The sequence below is a fragment of the Actinoplanes sp. ATCC 53533 genome (assembly GCF_003947245.1).
Window position 1 is genome coordinate 181273 of sequence record NZ_QHHV01000046.1, and the last position, 17689, is coordinate 198961.

The following is a 17689-nucleotide window of genomic DNA, read 5'->3' on the forward strand; positions in this document are numbered from 1 at the left end:
ACCGGCGCGCGACAGGCCGGGTTACCGGACCACTCCCCGGAGATACGTCAAGCCATCCAGCGCCAGCAGGTCCTGCGACGGGGCGAGGGGGCGCCAGATGGCGGCGGCGGTGGCGATCGTCTTGTTCAGCGCGGTGAACGACTCGATGCAGAGGGCACCGCTGTAGCCGGTCGTGCGCAGGGCAGCGAAGAAGCGGGGCCAGTCGAAGTGGTCCTTGCCGGGTGATCCCCGGTCCGTGCCGCTCACCTGGACCTGTTTGATATGGGATCCGGCGAGCTCGAGGGCCGCGTAGGGGTCGGACTCCTCGATGTTCATGTGATAGGTGTCGATCATGAGACCGACGTTCGGTGGCAGGCCGTCGATCAGGTCGAGCGCCTGCGCCACGGTGTTGACGACGCTGGTCTCGTAGCGGTTGAGCGCCTCCACGCCGATGCTCACGCCCCGCTCGCCGGCGTAGTCGGCCACCGGCGACAGGGCCTCGCGGAATTCCCGGTAGCAGGCCACCCGGGCCGCCGGCGACATGTGCCAGGTCCTGCCCACCGAGGCGTAGACGGGACCGCCGACGCTCGGCGCGCCGAGAACGGCGGCGTTGTCGACGCAGGTCCTCAGGTACGCCACGGTCGACGCGACCACGGCGGCCGGGGCGGCGACGAGCTCGCGCCCGGGTGGGGTGACCGCACAGACCCCGGCGGCTACCAGGTGATGGGAAGCCAGCAGGTCGCGGGTGCGGACCGGGTCCCAGTCGCCGGGCTGCTCCAGCGGCAGCTCGACCGCGTCGAAGCCGAACCCGGCGATCCGCGGGATCAGCTCGGCCAGGGCCTCGTCGTCAACCGGCGAAGCCCACACCCACGGGCTGACGCCGATGGCGTACACGGACTATTTCCAGCGCTGCGGATAGCCGGGCAGGTCCGCGCAGCCACACATCGCATAGTGCAGCGGCGGCATGGTCGCATCGATGTACTGCTCCAGGTTGTCCTGTGTGATGGTCGGCTGCGGCAGCTTCCAGGGGCTGGACACCTTCTCACCGTTGAGGATGCGCAGCGCGGCGATGATCGGCGTACGCCACTGATAGGTGGGATAGGTCGGGGCGATCGCGGTGAGCTTCTTGTCCCGCCACAGCCGCAGGAAGTCCAGTTGGTCCTCGCCGTTGATCGGCGGCACCGGCCGCCCCGCGTCGAGAAACGCCTCGACCGCCGCGACCGCGACCGCCCCGGCGTCCATCCAGACCCCGTCGATCGTGCCGTACCGCTGGATGTAGTCGTCGACGATCTTCTTGGTCTTGGCCGGGTCGCCGTCGGTGAACTCGACGCCCACCACGTTGACACCGGCCTTGTCGAACGCGGCCTTCGCCGCGGACCAGCGCGTCTCCAGCACGTCGACGCCGGGCAGGATGCGCAGGGCGAGCACCTTGCCCCCGGCCTTCATCTGCTGACTGACGAACTCGGCCGCGACGTGGCCGAAGCCGTAGCCGCCGATCGGGTTGATGAAGGTCACCGGGCAGGTGGAGTCGACGCCGCGGTCGAAGACGATGACCGGCAGGCCCTTCCGGCAGGCGGCCTCGACGGCCGGGGTGAGGGTCGCGGTGGTGTTCGGCGACACGATGAGCGCGTCGCACCCCTTGCCGAGCAGATCGTTGATGTCCGCGATCTGCTTCTGGTCCTTGCCCTCGGCGTCGACGTGGACGAACTGCTTGATCTGGCTCCGGGACGCGTCGACCTGGGCCTGCATGGTCTTGAAGCCGACCTGCCGCCATGGGTTGTTCAGGCCCGCGTTGGAGAAGCAGATCTTGTACGGCCCGGGCTTCTTGAATTTCGTGGTCTCCACCACCGCCGGGCTGAGCGCCTGTTCCCAGGGCTTGCCGGCCGGCCCGGCCGGGGTGACGCCGAGGAGCGCGAGCTCCTTGTCGTAGTCGGCCCGCACGAAGAACTTCGACTGCTCCCCGGTGCCCGATCCGGCGGCCTCGGACGCGGCGCTCGATGCGGCGGTGGTCGGTTCGTCGGTGGCACAGCCGGCGAGCAGCAGCAGAGCGCAGAGCGCCGGGGCGGCGATGGAAGGTCTCACGGAATCCCCTTACCTTGACGAGGAACGCACGGACGAGACCGCCACGGCGAGCAGGATGATCGCGCCCTGGACGGTCGATTCGAGGGCGCCGGAGACGCCGTAGAAGTTCATGAGCGCGAAGAGCGTCTCGAGGGTCAGCGCGCCGAGCATCGCGCCGGCGACCGAGCCCCGGCCGCCGCCCAGAGCGACGCCGCCGAGGACCACGGCGGTGATGGCGCCGAACTCCAGGCCGGCGCCGGCCTGGAAGGAGACACCGCTGTATCCGCCGATGAGAATCGCCGCGAGCGCCGCCGCCAGTCCACTCAGGACGAAGGCGAGGGTCTTGGCACGCCGGACCCGCACGCCGCTCAGCTCGGCGGTCCGCGGGTTGCCGCCGACGGCCACGAGGGTACGGCCGAAGTCGGCCCGGGTCAGCAGCACGGCCAGTCCCGCCGCGGCCAGCAGGACGAGCAGCGCGTACGGAATGCGGCCCACCAGGGCCACGTCCTCGAACGCCCGGCGGCCGAACCGGCGGAACTCCTCGGAGAGCCCTCCCTTCGGGGCGCCGTCCGACCACAGATACACGGCGCCGACGAGGATCAGGAACATGCCGAGGGTGGTGATGAAGGAGGGCACCCGCAGCCGCGTGGTGACCAGGCCGTTGACGAGGCCGGTGGCAGCGCCGAACCCGAGCAGCAGCAGGATGACCGGCCAGGTGCGGGACGGCTCGCTGTCGATGAGCCGGGCGGCGACGACGACCTGCGCCGTGACCAGGGAGCCGACCGAGAGGTCGAACTCGCCGGCGACGATCACGAAGTACTGGCCGGCGGCGAGCAGGATGATCGGCGCGGAGCGACCGAGGAACGACATCAGCGACGGCGGCGAGAGGAAGCCGGGCTGGCGGAGGCCGAGCAGAACCAGCAACACCGCGAGGACCACGAGGATCGGTACGACGCTGCCGGGGTGGACCCGCGGGAACCGCAGCGCGGGCCTGCGGCCTTCGGCGGTCCGCATGGCTAGGACCCCGCCTTTCGCAGGGCCCGGCGGGCGTAGACGGCGACGGCCGCGATGATGATCACGCCGCGGATCACCTGTTTGAAGAAGGCGTCGACCTCGAGCTGGTTGAAGATGGCGTCGACGCTGGCGAGCAGCAGCACGCCACCGACCGTGCCGGCGACGCCGCCGCGCCCGCCGGCCAGGGCGGTGCCGCCGAGGACCACCGCGGCGATCGACTCCAGGTCGTACAGCCCCTCGGTGCCCACCCGCGGCGCGCCCGAGCCGAGCCGGCTGGCCAGATAGATGCCGGCCAGCCCGGCGCAGAGCGAGCAAAGCACATGGGCGGTGACCAGCACGCGGTCGTTGCGTACGCCGGAGAGCCGGGCGACCTCCGGGTCACCCCCGACGGCGATCAGATGGTGGCCGAACCGCGTCCGGGCCAGGACGAACCAGGCCGCGGCGGCGACGGCGAGCAGCAGGAGGAACGACAGGGGCACCGGGCCGAGGCGCTGGTAGCCGAGGCTCTGCACGAGGGCCGGTGCGGTGTTGCCGGCCGGGCCGTCGTAGCCGTTGTCGAGGTAGCCCTTGAGCAGCAGCCCGACGCCGACGGTCGCGATGAACGCGTTGATCCGTGCCTTGGTGACGAGCAGGCCATTGACGAACCCCACCGCGGCGCTGACCGCGAGCGCCAGGCCGGCACCGGGCAGCAGCGCCCCGTCGCTGCCGGCCATGGCCTCCGCCGCCACCAGCGTGCTGAGGCTGATCACGTACGCCACCGACAGGTCGAGCGAGCCGCCGATGATGACCAGGGTCTGGCCGACGGCGACCAGCCCGAGGCCGGCGGCGACGTGCAGCAGGCTCACCGTGGTCGGCTGGCTGAACAGCTGGCCGCCGTCGATCGTGACGACCAGCCAGCCGGCGGCCAGGGTGAGGACCAGGGCGACGAACACGCCCGGCGCGGTCCGCCTGGCCGGCAGGGTGAGCGCGGTGCTCATCAGGCCGCCTCCGGCACGGCACCGAGGGCCAGCCTGAGGACGTCTTCCTCGGTCGCGCCCGCGGGTAGTACGCCGGCGATCCGGCCGTCGCGCATGACGATGAGCCGGTCGCTCATGCCGAGCAGCTCGGGCAGCTCGGACGAGATCATCAGCACGGCCGCGCCGTCGCGGGCCAGCCGGCGGACGAGATCGTGGATCGCCGACTTGGCGCCCACATCGATGCCCCGGGTCGGCTCGTCGAACAGCAGGACGCCGGGGCCGAGCGCCAGCCATCGGGCCAGCACGACTTTCTGCTGGTTGCCGCCGGACAGGAAGCGGATCTCCTGGTCCTCCCCGGCGGCACGCACGTCGACGGCGGCGAGCAGCTCGCGGACCCGGGCGGTGCGGGCACCGCGGCCGCGCCAGGCGGGAACAACGGCACGGCTGGCCAGCAAGGCGTTGTCGAGCACCGAGCCGCCGCCGACGATGCCCTCGCCCTTGCGGTCCTCGGTGACGTAGGCGACGCCGGCACGCATCGCGGCGCGCGGCGAGCGCAGCCGGACCGGCGCCCCGTCGACCGTGACGTCTCCCGTGGTGAAGGGTGCGGCGCCGAACAGGGCGCGCGCCAGCGCCGACCGCCCTGAGCCCTGCAAGCCGCCGACGCCGAGCACCTCACCGGCGCGCAATCGCAGGTCGACGCCGCGCAGCCGCCGGTTGCCCGCACCGCGGACGGTGAGCCGGACCGGGCCGAGCTCGTCCGGCCTCGCCCGGCCGGGGTAGTAGCTGGACAGCTCCCGGCCGACCATGTGCCGGACGAGCTGGTCGGCGCTGGCGTCTGCGGCGTCCAGGGTGGTCACCCGGCGACCGTCCTTGAGGACGGTGATCCGGTCGGCCAGGTCGAGGACCTCCTTGAGCCGGTGCGAGACATACAGCACGCCGATCCCCCGCCGCTGCAGGCGCCGCACGAGCGCGTAGAGCTGCTCGACCTCGTTGCCGGCGAGGGCCGCGGTGGGCTCGTCCATGATGAGCAGCCGCGCGTCGAGGGCGAGCGCCTTGACGATCTCGACGACCTGCTGCCGCGCCACGCCGAGGTGTCCCACCCGGGCACCGGGTGGCAGCGAACCTTCCCGGATCGAGGCCAGCAGCGCCGCGGTGCGGCTGAGCATCGCCTTGCGGTCGACGAGCCCACGACGCACGGGTTCGTGGCCCAGATACACGTTCTCCGCGACGCTGCGCTCGGGCAGCAGGTTGAACTCCTGGTGCACGATGCCGATGCCGGCCCGCTGGGCGTCGCGCGGGCCGCGAGACGTCCGCGCCGCGCCGGCGAACTCGATCATGCCCTCGTCGGGCGCGTACACCCCGGACACGATCTTCATGAGCGTGGACTTGCCGGCGCCGTTCTCGCCGACGATGGCGTGCACCTCACCCGGCTGGACGTCGAGGTCCACCCCGTCGAGGACGCGCACGCCGAGGAACGACTTGCCGATGCCCCTGAGCGCGAGAAGCGGCGATGACGGCGCGTCTCGCATCATGAGGCTCCTACGGTGCGTAGTCAGCAATGATCAAACCGCCGGGTGTCGAATCGGTTGCGCGGGCCGTGAACAGTGGAGATTCCGGCCGTAATATTTCCTGTTCGTGATGAAACCATTGCCAGGAGCGGTCTGGCAATCCCGTCGGTTCCCCCAGATCACCGAGATTTGGTTGCTGGAAATGTGTAATCGAATCGATCCCACCAGGGTCGTATTGACATCCGGCGATGCGCGGTCGCATGCTAGCCGGGCAGACCACGGGATGGAAGCCACTCTATGTGACGCTGTGTTAAATCCCGGAGGGACCTGACTGCCCGTCTCGGCGGACGGCATGACGATCTGACCGGCGCACGCATGTCTTCGGCACGCCTGGCGCGTCCGAGGTGCAGTCCCGCGTGCCCGTGGTCTCAGCCTCGTTGTCCCCCCGCCGACAGAGGAGACGGCATGCGTCGCAGCACATTGATCATCGGTGCGATCACGGGCCTGTTGCTGTCGCTCGCGATCGCCGTACCACCGGCGGCAGCGGCCCCAGCGTTCCGCGCCCTGTTGTTCACCAAGACCTCCGGCTACCGCCACGACTCGATCCCCGCCGGCGTGGCCATGTTCTCCGAGCAGGCCGCCGCCAACAACTTCGAAGTGGTCCACTCCGAGGACGCGAACGTCTTCACCCCGGCGAACCTGGCCACCTTCGACGTGCTCGTCATGTTCCAGACCTCGGGCATGGTGTGGACCACCGCGGCCCAGCGCCAGGCGGTAGAGGGATTCCTGGCCGGCGGAAAGGGCATCGTCGCCATCCACAACGCGACCGACATGGGTATCGAGGCCGAATACCCGTGGTGGGACCAGACCGTCAACGCCGGCGCGCACATGCCCGAGCACTCGCCCGGCGTGCTGGCGGGCACCGCCATCGTCGCCGACAAGAAGCATCCGTCGACGGCCGGCCTGCCGGACCGCTGGAACCGCAGCGAGGAGTGGTACAACTTCGACCGGAACCCGCGCGGCAACGTCCACGTCCTGGTCACCGCCGACGAGCGCACCTACAACCCCGGGCCCCGCGCGATGGGAGCCGATCACCCGATCTCCTGGTGCCGCAACACCGGCGGCGGCCGGGTGTGGGCCACCGGCATGGGCCACGCGATCGCGTCCTACAGCGAGACCAACTTCCGCAACCACGTCCTGGGCGGCGTCAAGTGGGCTGCCGGCAACGAACCCGGGGACTGCGGCGGCACCGTGTGGAGCAACTTCGAGAAGCGCACGCTCGACGACAACACCGCCGACCCGATGGCCCTCGCCGTCGCTCCGGACGGGCGGGTGCTCTACGTGCAGCGAGGCGGCCAGGTGAAGATCTTCAAACCGGCCACGAACAGCACCGTCACCGCCGGCACGCTGAGCGTCTACACCGGCGGCGAGGACGGCCTCACCGGGCTGGCGCTCGACCCCGACTTCGCCAGCAACGGCTACGTGTATCTGTATCACTCGCCGGCCAGCAGCGCGACGGACATCAACCGGGTGTCCCGGTTCACGCTCACCGGTGACACGCTGACCATGTCCAGCCAGGTCACCATCATCGACATCCCAGCGTACCGGGACCGCACCTTCCCGGAGCCGGGGCACACCGGTGGATACATCGAGTTCGGACCCGACGGGAACCTCTACATCGGCACCGGCGACGACACCCCACCCAACCTCGACGCCAACTGGCAGGGCTACGCCCCGCTGGACTGGCGGTCGGGCAAGGCCAATCTCGATGCCGCCCGCACCGCCGGCAACACCAACGACCTGCGCGGCAAGCTGCTGCGGATCCGGCCCTCGGCCGGCGGCGGCTACACCGTACCGGCCGGAAACCTCTACCCGCAGGGTACGGCGCAGACCCGCCCGGAGGTCTACGCGATGGGCTTCCGCAACCCGTTCCGCTTCTCCATCGATCCGGCCAACGGCTGGGTCTACCTCGCCGACTACGGCCCCGACCGGGGCGCCCCCACGACCAACCGCGGCCCCGAAGGGCTCGTCGAGCTCAACGTCATCAAGACGCCGGGCAACTACGGCTGGCCGTTCTGCCACGGCGACAACCAGCCCTACGCCCCGTTCAATCCGGACACCGGCGTCGTCGGCGCGAAGTTCAACTGCAACGCGCCGGTCAACAACTCGCCCAACAACACCGGCCTGACCAGCCTCAAGCCGATCGTCGCCCCGAACATGTGGTACGGCTACGGCACCTCACCGACGTTCCCCGAGCTCGGCGTCAACGGCGCGGGCCCGATGGGCGGACCGGTCTACCGCTACAACGCCGCGAACCCGTCCGCGACGAAGTTCCCGCCGTACTACGACGGCGTCCACCTCTTCTACGAATGGACCCGCAACTACATCAAGGAAGTTCACTTCGACTCCGCGACCGCGGTCACCCGCACCAATCCGTTCCTGCCCGCGGGCAACTTCGTCAAGCCGATGGACATGGAGTTCGGCCCGGACGGCTCGCTGTACCTGCTCGAATGGGGCTCGAACTTCGGTGGCGGCAACAACGACTCCGGCCTCTACCGCATCGACTACATCCACGGCGGGCGGGCTCCGGTGGTCCGGGCAACCGGCACCCCCAGCACCGGGAACGCGCCGCTGACCGTGCAGTTCAGCAGCGCCGGCACGTCCGACCCCGACGCGGGTAACACCCTGAGCTACCTGTGGACCTTCGGCGACGGCGGCACGTCCACGGCGGCCAATCCGGCACACACCTACACCGCCAACGGCAGCTACACAGCACAGCTGAAGGTCACCGACAACACCGGCCGGTCCGCTTTCGCCAACGTGCAGATCACCGTCGGGAACGTCGCGCCGGTGGTCACCATCACCGCCCCGACCGACGGCGCCATGCTCAACTTCGGCGACCGCGTCCCGTACACGGTGACCGTCTCCGACCCGGGCGGCGCGCCCATCGACTGCAACAAGGTCCTGGTCAACCCCGCCCTCGGCCATGACGACCACCAGCATGAGACCACCGACTACCGGGGCTGCTCGGGCACCATCGACACGGAACTGCTCGGCGGGCACCCCGACGGCGCCAACCTGTACTACGTCCTCAACGCCCGTTACACCGACGACGGCGGTCCCGGCGGCACCGAACCGCTCACCGGGTACGACCGTGCGACCCTGCAGCCGAAGCACAAGCAGGCCGAGTACTACACCAGCCAGTCCGGGATACGGGTCGTCGACCAGGCCGCCGCGGAGAGCGGCAAGCGGATCACCGACATCTCCAACGGCGACTGGGTGGCCTTCAACCCGATGAGCCTCTCCGGCGTCTCCAACGTCAGCTACCGGGTGACGTCGACGACCAGCGGCGGATCGATCGAGCTCCGCGCCGACTCACCGACCGGCACACTGCTGGCCACCACACCGGTGCCCAACACCGGCGGCGCGGACACCTATCAGTCCACGCCGGCGGTCAACACCGCCGCCCTCTCCGGAACTCACACGCTGTACATGGTGTTCAAGGGCTCCTCGGCCAGCCTGTTCGACCTCGACTCGTTCGTCTTCGGCGGAACCGGCACGCCCGATCCGGGTGACGTGGCCGGCCGGACCTGGACCGTCACGGCCCAGCACAGCGGCAAGCTCATGGACGTCAGCGGCGTGTCCACCGGCGACGGAGCCCAGGTCGTCCAGTGGGCCGCCACCGGGGGCAACAACCAGAAATGGCAGGCCGTCGACGCGGGTGGCGGCGCGGTCTACCTGAAGGCCCTGCACAGCGGCAAGTGTGCCGAGGTGATCGGCGGCTCCACCGCCCAGGGCGCGTTCCTGCAACAGTCCACGTGCAACAACGGCAACCCGCAGAAGTTCCTCGTCACCCCGACCACCACCGGCGTGTACACGGTCAAGAGCGTCCCCAGCGGGCTGTGCGTCGACGTCAACGGCGGCGCGACAACCGACGGCGCACGCCTCCTGCAGTGGGGCTGCCACAGCGGAACCAACCAGCAGTGGCGCTTCACCCTGGCCTAGCCCGCTCCCCCACGTCAACGAAAGGCCGACCATGGTCGTTTCGAAACGCCGGCGCAGCCACTTCAGGCGACTGTTCGCCGTGGGCGCCACCCTCGTCCTCGCACTCGTCGCCGGCACCGCGGTGGCGGCGACCATCCAGCCGGGGCAAAGCGCCCCGATCACGGGCAGCCAGTCCGGGCGCTGCCTGACCGTCCCCAATTCCAGCACCAGCAACGGCACGCAGACCCAGCTGTGGGACTGCACCGGAGCCGCCAACCAGACCTGGACCTACACCTCGTCGAAGCAGCTCATGGTCTATGGCAACAAGTGCCTGGACGCCTCCGGGCAGGGCACGGCCAACGGCACCGCGGTCATCATCTGGGACTGCAACGGCCAGGCCAACCAGCAGTGGAACGTCAACTCCGGCGGCACCATCAGCGGTGTGCACTCCGGTCGGTGTCTGGACGCCAACGGGCAGGGCACGGCCAACGGCACGAACGTCATCATCTGGGACTGCCACGGCCAAAGCAACCAGCAGTGGAACTCGCCGGACACCCCACCGACCACGCCACCGCCGACGCCGCCGACCGGCGCCGGGCCCTGCGACATCTACGCCTCCGGCGGCACACCCTGCGTCGCCGCCCACAGCACGGTCCGCGCGCTCTACGGTTCTTACAACGGCAACCTCTATCAGGTACGCCGCTCGTCCGACAACACGACCAGAAACGTCGGTGTCCTGACCGCGGGAGGCACCGCCAACGCCGCGACCCAGGACTCGTTCTGTGCCGGCACCACCTGCGTCATCACCGTCGTCTACGACCAGTCCACCCGCGGAAACGACCTCTGGTACCAGGGATCGACCGTCGTACCCGGCTCGACCCAGAGCCGACCGGCGACCGCAACCTCCGAATCGCTGGCGGTCGGGGGCAACAAGGCTTATTCGCTCTACATCAATCCCGGCAACAGCTACTGGCGGGACGGTCACCTGACCGGCGTACCGACCGGCAGCGCACCCGAGGGAATGTACGCGGTGCTCAGCGGCACCCACGTCAACAACGGCTGCTGCTTCGACTACGGCAACAGCGAGACGACCCGGGCCGCCGACGCCGCCGGCGCTATGGACGCCATCAACTTCAGCACCCAGTGCTGGTTCGGCGGATGCACCGGCACCGGCCCGTGGGTCCAGGCGGACCTCGAGTGGGGACTCTATCCCGGCGGCAGCCAGTCCTGGAACCCGAACCAGCGGGCCTTCACCAGCAAGTTCGTCACGGCGACGCTCAAGAACAACGGAACCTCCCGCTTCGCCATCAAGGGCAGCAACGCCCAGTCCGGCAGCCTCTTCACGCTCTGGGACGGCGCCCTGCCGCCCGGCTACAGCCCCATGAAGAAGCAGGGCGCCATCATCCTGGGCAGCGGCGGCGACTGCTGCAAGCCCGGCGGCGGCGCCAACCTCAGCGCCGGCACCTTCTACGAGGGAGCCATGGTCGCCGGCTACCCGTCCGACGCGACCGAGAACGCGGTCCAAGCCAACATCATCGCGGCCGGCTACCGATGATCCGCCGTACCACAAGGAATGGAGCACCCATGCGACAAGGCACCCATCGTCACCGGTGGCGGACGTTACTCGCGGTCACCGCGACAGTTGTTCTCACTGCCGCCGGTCTCGCCGGCATCCGGATGGCGTACGCGGCCGTCGGCGCCGTCACCCTCGCGGCGACGGCCGGATGTGGCAAGTCACCAGGGTTGAACAGTGGCACACACACGATCCAGAGCAACGGAAAGAGCCGCACCTTCATCCTGCGGGTGCCCGCCAACTACAACAACAACAACCCGTACCGGTTGATCTTCGGATTCCACTGGCGGGGTGGCACCATGAACGACGTCGCCTCCGGCGGTAGCAGTGGAAGCACCTGGGCCTACTACGGAATGCAGGAGCAGTCGAACAACAGCGCGATTCTCGTCGCGCCGCAAGGCTTCGGCAATGGCTGGGCCAACTCCGGCGGCGAGGACGTCACCTTCGTCGACGACATGATCCGGACGATCGACAACGCCCTGTGCGTCGACACGACGCAGCGCTTCGCCCTGGGCTTCAGCTACGGCGGCGGCATGAGCTACGCACTCGCCTGCGCCCGGGCCACCGTCTTCCGGGCGGTCGCGGTCTACTCCGGTGCGCAGCTGAGCGGGTGCAGCGGCGGCACCCAGCCGATCGCCTACTTCGGCATGCACGGCATCTCCGACAACGTCCTCAACATCTCCCAGGGACGGTCGCTGCGTGACACGTTCGTGCGCAACAACGGTTGCGCCGGCCAGAACCCCCGCGAACCGTCGCAAGGCAGCGGAACCCACGTCACCACCCTCTACTCCTGCCGGGCGGGCTACCCGGTGCAATGGGCCGCGTACGACAGCGGCCACGGCCCAGGCCCGGTGGACGGCTGCTCCGGCTGTGAGGACGGCGCCCGGACCTGGACCAAGGGAGAGGTCTGGCGGTTCTTCGCGCAGTTCCAAGGCCCTCCGCCGACGCCGGATCCGACCACTCCCCCGCCCGACCCGACCGGCAAGCGGCTGCGGGGTGAGGCGTCCGGCCGGTGCCTGGACGTCAGCGGGGCTTCCTCGGCCAACGGGGCACAGGCGCAGATCTGGGACTGCCACACCAACGCCAACCAGCAGTTCAGCCAGAACGGTGCGGCCCTGCAGGTGATGGGCAAGTGCCTGGACACGCCCGCCAACGCGGCCGCCGGCACCCGGGTGCAGATCTGGGACTGCCACGGCGGCGCCAACCAGCAGTGGAACCTCAACAGCAACAGCACGATCAGCAACGCCCAGAGCGGGCTGTGCCTGGACGTCAACGGCGCCGGCACCGCGAACGGCACCGCCGTGGTCGTCTGGAACTGCCACACCGGCGCGAACCAACGCTGGGCGCGCGCGTAGCCACCTTCCTGCCGGGGACGAGGCGGCCTCCACCCTTCGGCGGAGGCCGCCATCACGCGACTCCCCCGCCGCCGTTCCCCGCTACCGCCGGGCCGGCCGGCGGGGGTGTGGTGGTTGCTCCCTTCGCTCTGCTTCCCCCATGGGAAACACCGGGCGGCAGGTGGGACTCTGCCTTCAGCTGCCGCAGGGCATCGGAGGCCGCCATCACGCGATTCCGTCGCCGCCGTCCCCCGCTACCGCCGGGCCGGCCGGCGGGGGTGTGGTGGTTGCTGCCTTTGCTCTGCTTCCCCATGGGAAACACCGGGCGGCAGGTGGGACTCTGCCTTCGGCTGCCGCTGAGCATCGACCGGCGAGTGTTTCCGATAGGGAAGCAGAGCAAAGCGGCGTTGGGGGTGGTCCGTCGCTGGGCGGCGCGAGTCGGCGGCAGTGCCCGGCGATCGAGGCGAGCTTCGATCTAGCACCCGACACCCGACACCGGGCCGGGGCCGGGGCCGGGGCCGGGGCCGGGGCCGGGGCCGGGGGCTACGAGCCGCTGGAGCACTAGCTGCGTTGGAGGCCGAATCGCTGGTTGGTGCTGCCGGTGGTGGTCCACTGGGTGATCCGGGCGCCGTCCGCGGTTGATGCCTGCCACACGTCCATGGCTAGGCCGCTCTGGCGGTTGACCAGACTGATCACCCCGCCGCCGTGGTCGACCACCCGCCATTGCTGGCCGGTGGCGTTGACGTCGCGCTGCTGGGTGATGTCGGCGCCGTTGCTGTCGGCGGCGGCCTGCAGGACCAGACCGCTGTGCCTGGCCCGGATCCGGTAGTGGCCGCCGTCCGCGGGAACGAACTCGAATTGCTGGTTGGCCCCGCCGGCGGGCTGCCACTGGATCAGCTGCGCGCCGGCGACGGTGGACGCGCCGCTGATGTCGGCGGCCTTGCCGCTGTGCTGCGCCACCAGCCGGTAGGTGGCGCCGGCCTCCACCGGGCCCGACGCCACGGCGGACGCGCGGTAGGTGTGCCCGGGCTGACCCGCGAACTCGACGAGATCGGCCTCGAGCCGCGTCGGCTGGACCGGGGTGCCGCTCGTGTCGTCGCGCAGCTCGAAGTCGCCGGCGAAGACCCTGCTGCGGACCCGGATCGCGCCGGCGCGGTCGGGCGTGATGACGATTTCGGTCCGGCTGCTGCTCCACGTGGCGCCGACCGTGTATCCGCCGGCACCGCGCAGACCCGCGACGCTGCCGGCCGGCCAGGCCGACGGCAGCGCGGGCAGCAGGTGCAGCTCGCCGTTGTGGCTCTGCAGGAGCATTTCCGCGATGCCCGAGGTGGCGCCGAAGTTGCCGTCGATCTGGAAGGGCGGGTGCAGGTCGAACATGTTCGGCGCGAGCCGGTCCGTTCGGACCAGGTCGCGGAGGAGCTTGTGCGCGCGGGTGCCGTCCTCCAGCCGGGCCCAGTAGTTGATTTTCCAGGCGAGCGACCAGCCCGTCCCGTCGTCGCCGCGCAGTTCCAGTGTCCGGCGCGCCGCCTCGTGCAGCTGGGGGGTTCCGCGCTTGGTGATCTGGTTGCTCGGGTGCAGGCCGTACAGGTGGGAGACGTGCCGGTGGTTTCGCTCGGTCTCCACCCAGTCGGCGAGCCATTCCTGGACGTTGCCGCGGGAGCCGACCCGCGTCGGTGCCAGCCTGTCCCGGGCCGCCAGCACCTGGCTGCGGAAGGTCGCGTCCACGCCGAGGACTTCGCTCGCCCGCGCGCAGCCGTTGAACAGGTCACGCAGGATCTGGTTGTCCATGGTGGGGCCGGCGCACACGGAGGCGTTCGCGTGGTGGGGCAGCTCCGGCGAGTTCGACGGGTTGGTCACCAGGTAGCCGAGCGACGGGTGGACGACCAGGGTGTCGAGGAAGAACTGCGCGGCGCCCTTCATCGCCGGGAAGTTGGCGCGGAGAAACGCGAGATCGCCGGTGAACTGGTAGTGGGCCCAGATCAGGGTGGACAGCCAGGCGCCGCCGGTCTGCCACATGCCCCACACGGCACCGTCGACGACCGACGCGCCCCGCCACGCGTCGGTGTTGTGATGGGTGACCCAGCCGCCCGCGCCGTACTGCGCCTGGGCCGTCCGGGCACCGGTCACGGTCAGATCCTTGATCAGGTCGAAGACCGGCAGGAAGCACTCGGCGAGGTTCGTCGTGTCGGCCGGCCAGTAGTTCATCGGCAGGTTCGCGTTGATGGTGTACTTCGAATCCCACGACGGCGCCATCTCCTCGTTCCAGATGCCCTGCAGATTCGCCGGCTGGGTGCCCGGCCGCGAGGAGGAGATCAGCAGGTAGCGGCCGTACTGGAACAGCAGCGCGGAGAACTGTGGGTCGTTCGCGCTCGCGTGCTGCGCGATCCGCACGTCGGTGGTCTGGTCGGCCGCCGCGGTGCGGCCCAGGTCGATCGTCACCCGGTTGAAGAGCGCCTGGTGGTCGGCCACGTGCCGGGCGCGCAGCTGGTCGAAGCCGACGGTACGGGCGGCGTCGAGGTGGCGCCGCGCGATGCCCTGGTAGTCGCCGTTGACAGTGCGGAAGTTGACGTAGCTGGAGCCGATCGACACCAGCAGGGTGACGCTGGTAGCGCCGGCCACCCGGAGCGTGCCGCCGGAGCTGCTGACCGTCCCCCCGGTGACGGCGGCGTTGGCCAGGGCGAGGAACCGGACCGAGCCGGCGATGCCCTCCATGGTGCCGGAGATGCCGTCGAGAGCGATGGTCGCCGAGTCCGGGCTGGACACCGTGGTCCGCTGTGGGCTGTCGAACGTGGCGCCGAAGGTGATCGAGTTGGCCCGGTCGGCGGTCAGCCGGACGACGATGACCTGATCGGGTGCGCTCGCGAACACCTCACGCTGCTGCCGTACGCCGTTGAGCACGAACGATGTGGTGGCCGTGGCGGTGGTGAGGTCGAGCGTCCGGTTGTATTGCGAGGCCCCGCCGCCGCCGCCGAAGGCGAGCCGCAGGTTGCCGACGGGCTGGTACGCCAGCTGTCCGGCGGGGCTGCCGAGCATCGCCTGGTTGATCAGATCCTGCGCCTGGGTCCACTGGTCGGCGAACACCCGCCGCCGGATCTCCGGCAGGGCCGCCGCGCCGCGGGTGTTGGCGGAGTCGTACGGGCCGCCTGCCCACACGGTATCCTCGTTGAGCTGCAGCCGCTCGGTGTCGACGTTGCCGAACACCATGGCACCGAGGCGCCCGTTGCCGATCGGCAGCGCCCGCAACCACTCCGTGCCCGCCGGCTCGTCGTACCAGAGCGCCAGGTCGTCGGCGGCCAGCACCCGCGCCGGCACCGCCGGGGCGGCCACGGCGTTCGCGGTCCACCCCGTCGGCAGCAGCGCTGCTCCGGCCCCGGCCGCCCCGGCCGCGAGCAGCTTCCGTCGGGTCACTTCTGTCATTTTGCTCCTCCAAAGGGACATCCGGCGGGAAGGACAGCGACGTCGCTACGGAAGAGTCCAGCGTTGGTTGGTGCCACCGTGGCACGCCCAGATGATCAGCTGGGTGCCGTCGGCGGAGCTGCCGCCGTTCGCGTCCAGGCACCTGCCTGACTGCGGGTTGACCAGGGAACCGTTTGCTCCGGGCGTCCAGGTCTGCCCGCCGGCGCCGGTGCAGGTCGACAGCTGCACCAGGCTGCCGTTCGCGGTGCCACCGCCGGCGACGCCCATGCACTTGGTGAGCGCACGCAGCGTGTTGCCGCCGACCGTCCACTGCTGGTTGGTGCCGCTGTGGCAGGTCCACAGCTGGATCTTCGTACCGTCGGCGGAGCTGGCACCGCTGACCTCGGCGCACTTGCCGGCGGCCCCGGTGATCGGGCCGACCCTGGGCACCGTGCCGCCCAGCTCCTTGATCCGCACGTTGCGGAAGGACACGTCGTCGCCGGTGCCGTGGTTCTGGATGCCGATGTAGCCGGAGCTCAACGACCGTACCGGGTCGGCGTTGGTGAAATCGTTGATCTTGACGCCGTTCAGGAAGACCTGCAGCCGCTCCCCCTCCACCAGCAGTTCGTAGGTGTTCCACTCGCCGGGTGGGTTGAGCGCGGCGTCGCGGGCGGGGATGTCGGCCGACTTGAAGCCGTACACCGCTCCGGTGGTCTTGTCCGGGGTGTCGGTGGCGTCGATCTGCACCTCGTACCCGTTGTTCAGGGCGGCGTCCGGGTCGTTGCCCGCGGGGAAGCCGAGGAGCACCCCGGAGTTGTCGTCGCCCGGCATCATCCAGTCCAGCTTCAGCGAGTAGGAGCGGAACTCCTTGGTGCTGTACCACAGCATGCCCAGCCCGCCGGACGACGTCAGCGTGCCGTTGCTGTTGCTGAACCCGCCGGGCCCGGCCTGGGACCAGCCGGTGGTGGCGCCGTCGTAGAGGGTGGTGTAGCCGGTTTCCGGCCGGCAGTCAGCCTTGGTGCGGTTGGCCGCGTACCGGATGCCGCCCAGGATCAGCGACCGGAAGCCCGGCTCGGTGTAGCTGGCCTGGGTATGGCCGGCCCCGGTGTAGAACGAGCGCCCGCCCTGGAGGGTCTTGCACCAGGTGTGCGGGTGGTCGGCGCCCATCGAGCCACCGGAATAGCTCGACTCGTCCAGGACGGACAGGACCCGCGCCGACGAGCGGGGGTTGGTGCGGAAGTTGTACCACTCGTCGGTGCGTACCAGGGCCGGATTCAGCCCGGCCGTCGCCGCGTGCGCCCGGTTCTCCACCCGGGTGGTCGCCTGCTGGATCGCCGGGTGGGAGGCGAAGTACGCGCCGGCCAGCTCGCCGTAGAACGGCCAGTCGTACTCGGTGTCGGCCGCCGCGTGCACGCCCACGTAGCCGCCGCCGGCCCGGATGTAACTCTCGAAGGCGGTCTGCTGGCCGGCGTTCAGGACGTCGCCGGTGGTGTTGAGGAAGACGACCGCCTCGAACCGGGCCAGGCCGGTGGCGTTGAACTGGGTCGAGTCCTCCGTCGCGGTCACCGTGAAACTGTTGGCCGCGCCCAGATCACGGATCAGCTGGATGCCGGCCGGGATCGCGTCGTGCCGGAAGCCGGCGGTTTTGGAGAACACCAGCACGTCGTATGGCTGGTCCGCGGCGCTCGCCGGCGTGCCGCCGATGCCCGCGAGGATCACCAGCGCCGTCGCCGCGACGCTGAGCAGGTTGCGTAGTGGTCGGCGCATGGCCGGGTCCTCTCCGGGCAGGGTTCGGGCCCCGCCATGGAAGGTCAGAGTTTCATGGTGCTCGCAGCATCATCAGACGTCATACGTTATAGAAACCATAGGTGACGGTCAATACGT

10 protein-coding genes are annotated in these 17689 nt (G+C 70.0%); 3 read left to right on the plus strand and 7 right to left on the minus strand.

Annotated elements, in window-relative coordinates; genetic code table 11:
• Window positions 1–21: 21 nt before the first annotated feature.
• The 5 genes from DMB66_RS16760 to DMB66_RS16780 are packed head-to-tail and all read right to left on the minus strand — an operon-like array spanning window position 22 to window position 5542.
• A complete protein-coding gene (locus DMB66_RS16760) occupies window positions 22–873 on the minus strand; it encodes a sugar phosphate isomerase/epimerase (RefSeq protein WP_125805004.1) in 852 nt (283 codons plus the stop codon).
• A gap of 3 nt (window positions 874–876) precedes the next feature.
• On the minus strand, window positions 877–2061 hold the full coding sequence (locus DMB66_RS16765) for a substrate-binding domain-containing protein (RefSeq protein WP_233624605.1): 1185 nt from the start codon (window positions 2059–2061) through the stop codon (window positions 877–879).
• Window positions 2062–2070: 9 nt separating this feature from the next.
• Window positions 2071–3054: an ABC transporter permease gene (locus DMB66_RS16770; protein WP_125805005.1), complete on the minus strand. Its 984-nt coding sequence runs from the start codon at window positions 3052–3054 to the stop codon at window positions 2071–2073.
• A gap of 2 nt (window positions 3055–3056) precedes the next feature.
• Window positions 3057–4031 (minus strand): ABC transporter permease, encoded by a 975-nt coding sequence (locus tag DMB66_RS16775; protein WP_125805006.1) that lies wholly within the window; start codon window positions 4029–4031, stop codon window positions 3057–3059.
• The gene (locus tag DMB66_RS16780) at window positions 4031–5542 is read right to left on the minus strand and encodes a sugar ABC transporter ATP-binding protein (protein WP_233624608.1); all 1512 of its coding nucleotides are present in this window, start codon (window positions 5540–5542) and stop codon (window positions 4031–4033) included. Before DMB66_RS16780 ends, DMB66_RS16775 begins: the two co-directional genes overlap by 1 nt.
• A gap of 441 nt (window positions 5543–5983) precedes the next feature.
• Between DMB66_RS16780 and DMB66_RS16785 the strand changes: the two genes are divergently transcribed.
• From DMB66_RS16785 to DMB66_RS16795, 3 genes are read left to right on the plus strand one after another with little or no spacing between them, the layout of a single operon-like run.
• Window positions 5984–9523: a ThuA domain-containing protein gene (locus DMB66_RS16785; RefSeq protein ID WP_125805007.1), complete on the plus strand. Its 3540-nt coding sequence runs from the start codon at window positions 5984–5986 to the stop codon at window positions 9521–9523.
• A 31-nt stretch (window positions 9524–9554) separates the two neighbouring features.
• Window positions 9555–11057, plus strand: coding sequence for an arabinofuranosidase catalytic domain-containing protein (locus DMB66_RS16790; protein ID WP_125805008.1), 1503 nt, complete (start codon window positions 9555–9557; stop codon window positions 11055–11057).
• Between the two features lie 29 nt (window positions 11058–11086).
• Entirely contained in the window at window positions 11087–12430 is a 1344-nt protein-coding gene (locus DMB66_RS16795; protein ID WP_125805009.1) for a ricin-type beta-trefoil lectin domain protein, read from the plus strand.
• A 540-nt stretch (window positions 12431–12970) separates the two neighbouring features.
• On the opposite strand, the gene DMB66_RS16800 is transcribed toward DMB66_RS16795, so the two are convergent.
• Together DMB66_RS16800 and DMB66_RS16805 are read right to left on the minus strand one after the other, a co-directional pair.
• Window positions 12971–15826, minus strand: a complete 2856-nt coding sequence (locus DMB66_RS16800) for a glycoside hydrolase N-terminal domain-containing protein (RefSeq protein ID WP_125805010.1) — start codon at window positions 15824–15826, stop codon at window positions 12971–12973.
• A gap of 45 nt (window positions 15827–15871) precedes the next feature.
• The gene (locus tag DMB66_RS16805) at window positions 15872–17572 is read right to left on the minus strand and encodes a ThuA domain-containing protein (protein WP_125805011.1); all 1701 of its coding nucleotides are present in this window, start codon (window positions 17570–17572) and stop codon (window positions 15872–15874) included.
• Window positions 17573–17689: the final 117 nt, after the last annotated feature.